This is a genomic window from Empedobacter sp. UBA5987 (genome assembly GCF_002429865.1).
Classification (GTDB): domain Bacteria; phylum Bacteroidota; class Bacteroidia; order Flavobacteriales; family Weeksellaceae; genus Empedobacter; species Empedobacter falsenii_B.
Genome location: NZ_DJBB01000078.1, coordinates 1 through 6,324 on the forward strand (window position 1 = coordinate 1; position 6,324 = coordinate 6,324).

The 6,324-nt window shown below is 32.7% G+C and carries 7 protein-coding genes; 4 read left to right on the forward strand and 3 right to left on the reverse strand.

What is annotated here, in order from left to right; translation table 11 throughout:
* Positions 1-42: 42 nt before the first annotated feature.
* Positions 43-732, reverse strand: a complete 690-nt coding sequence (locus B3J26_RS13415; RefSeq protein ID WP_291074814.1) for a DsbA family oxidoreductase — start codon at positions 730-732, stop codon at positions 43-45.
* 230 nt (positions 733-962) lie between these two features.
* Between B3J26_RS13415 and B3J26_RS13420 the strand changes: the two genes are divergently transcribed.
* From B3J26_RS13420 to B3J26_RS13435, 4 genes are all read left to right on the forward strand, one after another.
* Positions 963-2,252, forward strand: coding sequence for an adenylosuccinate synthase (locus B3J26_RS13420; protein WP_291074815.1), 1,290 nt, complete (start codon positions 963-965; stop codon positions 2,250-2,252).
* A gap of 56 nt (positions 2,253-2,308) precedes the next feature.
* Positions 2,309-3,163 carry a fructosamine kinase family protein gene (locus B3J26_RS13425; RefSeq protein WP_291074816.1) on the forward strand — a complete coding sequence of 285 codons (855 nt, stop codon included), beginning with the start codon at positions 2,309-2,311 and terminating at the stop codon, positions 3,161-3,163.
* A 21-nt stretch (positions 3,164-3,184) separates the two neighbouring features.
* A complete protein-coding gene (gene purB, locus B3J26_RS13430) occupies positions 3,185-4,612 on the forward strand; it encodes an adenylosuccinate lyase (protein ID WP_291074817.1) in 1,428 nt (475 codons plus the stop codon).
* A gap of 87 nt (positions 4,613-4,699) precedes the next feature.
* Positions 4,700-5,767, forward strand: coding sequence for an SGNH/GDSL hydrolase family protein (locus B3J26_RS13435; protein WP_291074818.1), 1,068 nt, complete (start codon positions 4,700-4,702; stop codon positions 5,765-5,767).
* 1 nt (position 5,768) lies between these two features.
* Here the strand turns inward: B3J26_RS13435 and B3J26_RS13440 are convergent, their stop codons facing one another.
* Both B3J26_RS13440 and B3J26_RS13445 read right to left on the reverse strand, forming a co-directional pair.
* Positions 5,769-5,981 carry an Mpo1-like protein gene (locus B3J26_RS13440; protein WP_291074819.1) on the reverse strand — a complete coding sequence of 71 codons (213 nt, stop codon included), beginning with the start codon at positions 5,979-5,981 and terminating at the stop codon, positions 5,769-5,771.
* A 46-nt stretch (positions 5,982-6,027) separates the two neighbouring features.
* On the reverse strand, positions 6,028-6,240 hold the full coding sequence (locus B3J26_RS13445) for an Mpo1-like protein (protein ID WP_291074820.1): 213 nt from the start codon (positions 6,238-6,240) through the stop codon (positions 6,028-6,030).
* Positions 6,241-6,324: the final 84 nt, after the last annotated feature.

A 6,324-nucleotide genomic window follows, 5' to 3' on the forward strand; every position in this document is an offset into this window, starting at 1 on the left:
CTTTTGAGACAGCCTCTTTTTTATATTTATTTGCAAATTGTTTTAATCACAATCTCCATCAACATCACAAGAAGCACCATTTTGTGGTTGATCCAAATGATCTTTTTCGTAAGCCTGTGTCAAAGCAGAAACGAAATACTCGACAGGTTGAGCGCCAGAAAGTGCATATTTACGGTCAATTACAAAAAACGGAACCCCAGAAACACCGATATTACGTGCATCTAAAATATCCGAAGCAACTTCAAAAACATTTGCATCAGAATTTAGCATTTCAAGAACTTCGGTTTTGTTCAAACCAATTTCTTCACCCAATTCAGCCAAAACTTCATAATCAGCTACATTTTTACCTTCAGTAAAATACGCTTTAAAAAGTCTTTCTTCTGCTTCCGAACCTTTTCCATTCGCTTGCGCAAAATGGATCAAACGATGAGCATCACTTGTATTGACAACTTTAGAATTTTGTTGTTGAAAATCAATTCCAACAGCTTTTCCCATTTCAGCTAATTGATTATTCATTGCCGAAACTTGTTCTTCCGAAATTCCTTTTGTTTTGATTAAATAATCATTGACAGAAGTAATTTCAGTTTTTGATAAATCAGGATTTAACTGAAAACTTTTCCATTCAACCTGTATTTTATCTTGATAAGGAATTTGCGTTAAAGCTTGTTCAAAATGTTTTTTTCCGATATAACAGAACGGACACATTACATCCGACCAGATTTCAATTTTCATTATAGAAATTTTTGGTGTAAAAGTTTGTAAAAATACGCTTTTTATTTGAATGGATTCGGTTATTTTTCGGTTAATTTAATCTTGAAAAATTATTAACAAAATCTTGAAAAATAATCGTGCTAAATTGAGTTTTAAATTTGTTTAAGACAAGGTTTAAATTACCTTTGCAGTGAACCAAGAAAAGATGATTAGTTTCATTTTTATTCCAAATCAAATAACGAACAAACAATATGTCAACACACGTAGTAGTCGGTCTTCAATGGGGTGACGAGGGAAAAGGAAAAATTACAGATGTATTAGCCGAAAAATCGGATTATGTTGTACGCTACCAAGGTGGTAACAACGCTGGTCATACGGTATATGTAGGCGATGATAAATTTGTCTTACACTTATTACCTTCTGGAGTTTTACAATGCAAAGGAAAATGTATTATTGCGAATGGTGTCGTAGTAAATCCTGAAGCTTTTTTTGCAGAAACTGAACAATTAGAAGCAAAAGGTTTATCTACAGATCACGTTTTTATCTCGAGAAGAGCGCATATCATCATGCCTTATCACATTTTGTTAGACGAATATCGTGAAGAATTTGCAGGAAAAGATAGTCAAATTGGTACAACAAAACGCGGAATTGGTCCTTGTTATGAGGATAAAGTAGCGCGCGTTGGTATTCGTGCAATTGATTTATTAAATCCTGATGTTTTAGCAGAAAAAATCAAAGAAAATTTAGTGGTTAAAAATGCTTTATTCGAAAAATTATTCAATAAAGAGCCATTAAAATTCGAAGATATTTACGAAAAATATTTAGCTTACGGAGAGCGTTTGAAAGAACGAATCATGGATTCTGAATTAGAAATCAATCATGCGATTAACGAAGGTAAAAATGTATTATTCGAAGGTGCGCAAGCATTAATGTTAGACATCGATTTTGGTACATATCCATTCGTTACATCATCTTCGCCTACAACTGGTGGAGTTTGTGTTGGTGCTGGAGTTCCTCCTACAAAATTGAAAAATTTGATCGGAGTTTCGAAAGCATATTGTACACGCGTTGGTAACGGTCCTTTCCCAACAGAATTGGACAACGAATTGGGAGAACAAATTCGTCAAGTTGGTCACGAATTCGGAGCATCAACAGGTCGTCCACGCCGTACAGGTTGGTTAGATTTAGTAGCTTTGAAACACGCTTGTATGATTAACGGAATTACACATTTAGTGATCACTAAATTAGATGTAATGTCGAATATTGATACAGTAAAAGTTTGTACAGGTTACAAAACGGAAGACGGAAAAATCATTAATTATTTCACTTCTTCTACAACTAAATTAGCTAATTACGAAGCACAATACGAAGAATTACCAGGATGGAAAGAAGATATTACAAACGTAAAATCTTTTGATGAGTTACCGCAAACAGCACAAGACTACATCCACTACATTGAGAAATACTTAGGAATCGAAGTTTATTTAGTTTCGGTTGGACCAGAGCGTTCTCAAAACATTATTAGAACAACTTTATTTTAATAAATTAAATAGTATAGCCTGACTTTTGTTGGGCTATAACTTTATGAGATATTTTTATGAATGAAATTTTAGAACGATTAAAACAATTGAATTTAGGTGTAGATTCTATCGTCCCAATAAAAGGTGGTGATATTAACGATGCTTTTCGATTAGAATCGTTTGATAAAAAATATTTTTTAAAGGTAAATTCCGCAAACAACTTTCCTCATCTTTTCAAGAAAGAAGCACGTGCTTTAGAAGCCATCAAAAAGACCAAAACATTTTCGGTTCCGAAAGTGGTAAATGTTGGCGAAGCTGGAAAAGATTTTCAATATTTATTATTAGAATGGATGGAAACCTCTACTCCAACTGTTGTAAATTGGGAAAACTTAGGAAAAAATTTAGCAAAACTTCATCAAAATACAAGTAAACAATTTGGTTGGTCAGAAGATAATTACATTGCAATCGTCGTTCAGCCAAATAGTTTAACAGATTCTTGGAGCGAATTTTATGCAAAAAATCGCATCATGCCAATGATGAAACTATTGCAAAACAAACAATTAATCAATTCAAAACAAATAAAATCTGCAGAGAATTTATGTAAACAATTGAATTCGATATTTCCAGAAGAAAGGCCAGCTTTATTGCATGGAGATTTTTGGAATGGAAATATTTTAGCCAACAAAAAAGGTGAATTCTCGGTTATAGATCCTGCTATTTATTATGGTCATCGCGAAATGGATTTGGCTATTGCAAAGCTTTTTGGAGGATTTGATGATGTATTTTTTGATGCTTATCACGAAAATAATCCTTTAGCACCAAATTTCGAAGAACGTTTACCGATTGCACAATTATTTCCATTGCTGATACACGCTTACCTTTTCGAAGGTTATTATGTGAAAGATGTGCAAACCATTTTGAAAAAATTTTAAAAAACAAAACAAACAAATACAATGAACAAGTATCAAAATCCTTTAGAATCGAGATATTGTAGCGACGAAATGCTATATATCTTTTCTCCTGAGAAAAAATTTACAACATGGAGACAGCTTTGGATTGCTTTGGCAGAAATTGAAAAGGAACTTGGATTAGATATTACAGACGAACAAATTCAAGAGTTAAAAGATAACGCAACAAATATTGATTATGTTGTTGCTGCGGCTTACGAAAAGAGATTTCGTCATGATGTAATGGCTCACGTGCATACGTACGGAGATGTTGCACCAAGCGCAAAAGCGATTATTCACTTAGGTGCAACTTCAGCTTTTGTTGGCGATAACACAGATTTGATTCAAATTCGTGATGGATTTCAACACGTAAAAGGACAATTAATCAATGTGATTGATGGTTTAGCAAAATTTGCACGTCAATACAAAGATTTACCAACTTTAGGATTTACACATTTCCAACCAGCGCAATTAACAACAGTTGGTAAACGTGCAACACTTTGGTTACAATCTGTTTTATTAGATTTAGAAGAATTAGAATTCAGAATAGATACATTACGTTTTCGTGGAGTAAAAGGAACAACTGGTACAGCGGCTTCTTTCAAAGAATTATTTGATGGCGATTACCAAAAAGTAAAAACATTAGACAAAAAATTATCTGAACGTTTCGGATTCAAAAATGTTTTTGCTGTTTCTGGACAAACTTACGATCGTAAAATTGATGCGCAAGCATTAGAATTATTATCAAATATTGCTCAATCTGCACATAAATTCACAAACGACTTACGTTTATTACAAAATTTAAAAGAGATTGAAGAACCTTTCGAGAAAAATCAAATTGGATCTTCTGCAATGGCATATAAACGCAACCCAATGCGTTCTGAGCGTATCGCTTCTTTAGCGAAATATGTGATGTCTTTGGCTACTTCTCCAGCAATGGTTGCATCTACTCAATGGTTCGAAAGAACGTTAGATGATTCTGCTAACAAACGTTTAGCGGTTCCTCAAGCTTTTTTAGCTATTGATGCAATTTTAATCATTTGGAACAATATTTTAGATGGTTTAGTCGTTTATCCTAAAATCATCGAGAAGCATATCGCGGAAGAATTACCATTTATGGCAACCGAATATATCATTATGGAAGGTGTTAAAAATGGTGGAGATCGTCAAGAATTACACGAAATTATTCGTACACACTCTATGGAAGCTGCAAAACAAGTGAAAATGGAAGGAAAATCTAACGATTTAATTGAGCGTATTATTGCTGATGATAATGTGAAGATTGATAAAGAAAAATTAGTCGAATTATTAGATCCGAAAAACTTTACAGGATTTGCTTCTGAACAAACAGAAGAATTCTTAAAAGATTTGGTTGATCCAATTATCGAAGAAAATAAAGCACTTTTAGGCGCTCATACAGACCTTAAAGTGTAAACACGCTTAAGACAAACACATGAAACAAAAAAAGACTTCCGAATTGGAAGTCTTTTTTTAATTTTAACCTTTAATCAATTATAATCAATGAAAAAATTCTTTCTGTTTTTTGCTCTTATTTGTTCTTTTCAACTATTTGGACAAATCAAATATATCACAAATAAAGAATTTACTATACAAGGAAAAGCCTTTGATAATGCGCCTTTTTATCATAGAATCGATACCAACAAATACGCAAATCTTCCCGAAAAAGTAAAAGGTTTATTTACTGCTCCCGCTGGATTATATGTTACATTCAAATCAAATACGTCGCAAATAAAACTAGATTGGACAACTCGTTCTACTTATCTGGGTGCGAATACAACTGGAATCATGGCGCGTGGATTGGATTTGTATATCAAAGAAAATGGAAAGTGGATTTTTGCAGGTGCGGCTTTACCAAATCAGCAAAATATCAAAAGTGAATATGATATTATCAAGAATTTACCTAAGACAGAAAAAGAATTCATGCTTTATTTACCACTTTGGAACGAAATTACAGACTTAAAAATAGGAATTGATGCTTCTGCTAATTTTATCAATCAACCGATTGTATATAAAAAGAAAATCGTGGTTTATGGTTCAAGCATTGTACAAGGTGCATCAGCAAGTCGTCCTGGAATGAATTATCCATCAATTTTAACACGAAAAACAGGTTATGAATTCATTAATCTTGGTTTGAGTGGAAATGCAAAAATTGAAATTGAATTAGCTGAAATGATCAAAGATATTCAAGGGGTTGATTTGTTTATCTTGGATTGTGTTCCGAATAGTTCGCCCGAAGAAATCAAAAGTAGAACAATTCCGTTCGTCAAATTACTCCGAAAATATCATCCAAAGACGCCAATCTTGATGGTAGAAAGCTTGATTCGACCAATTAGTAAATTTGATTTAACCGCTCACGAAGATATGACAAAACAAAATCAAACCTATCGTGCACAATACCATGCTTTGATAAAAGATGGTATAAAAGATTTGTATTTATTGAAAGGTGATAATTTAATCGGTTCGGATAACGAAGGATCTACAGACGGAATTCATCCAAATGATTTAGGTTTTAGCAGATTATCAGAAGCTATTGAGAAAAAAGTAAATGAAATTTTGAGTAAGAAATAGATTAATACTTTATACCAACTTTTCTCAAAATAAAACCTAACAACCAAATAGGTCCAACCAACAAAAATTGTAAATCTTTGAGAAAACTTGGCTTCTTCCCTTCTATTTTGTGACCTACAAATTGTAAAAGCCACGTGATAATAAATACTACCAGATAAACTAACCAAGATTTTGTACTGAATTGAAGATTGCACAACGAAATAAAATATTCCATAATCAACATTAGAAAAATCATAATGAAACCAACGACAACCGATAATCTAAAATAAAATATTGAAAAAATAACCAATGCAATGAATGACTAAACTGATATAACAAAAGTTCTGAACATACAAATGCGGTGTTGGAATGTAGGAAATAAAACCAAGAATCGTCCAAAAGATGAGCGGAACACAAATCCAATGAATGATTTTGTTTGTCCCATTTTGATGACTTTCTCCATATTCACTAAAAAGTTGTTCTATTTTTCTCATATTGGATGATTTTAACTTAAATATAGGTTGAATTTGTTTGATTATTAAACTTTAGATTAGAATTTCTGTAATCTCCCCCTTGTT

What these genes read in the sequence shown, in the direction of transcription:
- B3J26_RS13415 (WP_291074814.1), bottom strand. Translation starts at nt 732, where the DNA reads ATGAAAATTGAAATCTGGTCGGATGTAATGTGTCCGTTCTGTTATATC.
- B3J26_RS13420 (WP_291074815.1), top strand. Translation starts at nt 963, where the DNA reads ATGTCAACACACGTAGTAGTCGGTCTTCAATGGGGTGACGAGGGAAAA.
- B3J26_RS13425 (WP_291074816.1), top strand. Translation starts at nt 2,309, where the DNA reads ATGAATGAAATTTTAGAACGATTAAAACAATTGAATTTAGGTGTAGAT.
- purB (WP_291074817.1), top strand. Translation starts at nt 3,185, where the DNA reads ATGAACAAGTATCAAAATCCTTTAGAATCGAGATATTGTAGCGACGAA.
- B3J26_RS13435 (WP_291074818.1), top strand. Translation starts at nt 4,700, where the DNA reads ATGAAAAAATTCTTTCTGTTTTTTGCTCTTATTTGTTCTTTTCAACTA.
- B3J26_RS13440 (WP_291074819.1), bottom strand. Translation starts at nt 5,981, where the DNA reads ATGGAATATTTTATTTCGTTGTGCAATCTTCAATTCAGTACAAAATCT.
- B3J26_RS13445 (WP_291074820.1), bottom strand. Translation starts at nt 6,240, where the DNA reads ATGAGAAAAATAGAACAACTTTTTAGTGAATATGGAGAAAGTCATCAA.